This is a genomic window from Actinoplanes sp. NPDC051633, assembly GCF_040681735.1.
GTDB lineage: Bacteria > Actinomycetota > Actinomycetes > Mycobacteriales > Micromonosporaceae > Actinoplanes.
In genome coordinates, this window is the sequence record NZ_JBFAZH010001860.1 from 1 (window position 1) to 1,005 (window position 1,005).

Here is a 1,005-nt window from a genome sequence, read left to right on the forward strand (position 1 = left end):
TGTCGCTGGACCGCGGCGCCGGCACCCTCTCCGGCGGCGAGGCGCAGCGCATCCGGCTCGCCACCCAGATCGGCTCGGGCCTGGTCGGCGTGCTCTACGTGCTGGACGAGCCGTCGATCGGCCTGCACCAGCGGGACAACCACCGGCTGATCGAGACGCTGGTCCGGCTGAAGAACCTGGGCAACACGCTGATCGTGGTGGAGCACGACGAGGACACCATCCGCATGGCGGACTGGATCGTCGACATCGGCCCGGGCGCCGGTGAGCACGGCGGCAAGATCGTGCACAGCGGCTCGGTGAAAGGTCTGCTGGCGAACAAGGAGTCGCCGACGGGGGCTTACCTGTCGGGTCGCAAGAAGATTCCGCTGCCCGGGCACCGCCGCCCGCAGACGCCGGGGCGCGAGCTGGTCGTGCAGGGGGCGCGCGAGCACAACCTGAAGAACCTGACCGTCGGCTTCCCGCTCGGCCAGTTCATCGCGGTCACCGGGGTGAGCGGCTCCGGCAAGTCCACGCTGGTCAACGACATCCTCTACACGGTGCTGGCGAACACGATCAACGGCGCCCGCATGGTGCCCGGCCGGCACACCCGGATCAGCGGGATGGATCAGGTCGACAAGGTGGTGGGCGTCGACCAGTCGCCGATCGGCCGCACCCCGAGGTCCAACCCGGCCACCTACACCGGCGTGTTCAACAACATCCGCACCCTGTTCGCGGAGACCACCGAGGCCAAGGTGCGGGGGTACGGTCCCGGCCGGTTCTCGTTCAACGTCAAGGGCGGACGCTGCGAGAACTGCGCCGGCGACGGCACAATCAAGATCGAGATGAACTTCCTGCCCGACGTCTACGTCCCGTGCGAGGTGTGCAAGGGCGCCCGGTACAACCGGGAGACGCTCGAGGTTCACTACAAGGGCAAGACGATCTCCGAGGTGCTGGAGATGCCGATCGAGGAGGCGTCGGGCTTCTTCGAGGCGATCCCGGCCATCCACCGCCACCTCAGGACGCTGG

Annotated in this window: 1 pseudogene; it reads left to right on the forward strand. The window is 68.2% G+C overall.

Going from position 1 to position 1,005, the window contains the following annotated elements:
- Positions 1–1,005 (forward strand): annotated as a pseudogene (locus AB0M20_RS45705) (excinuclease ABC subunit A); the annotation flags it as partial.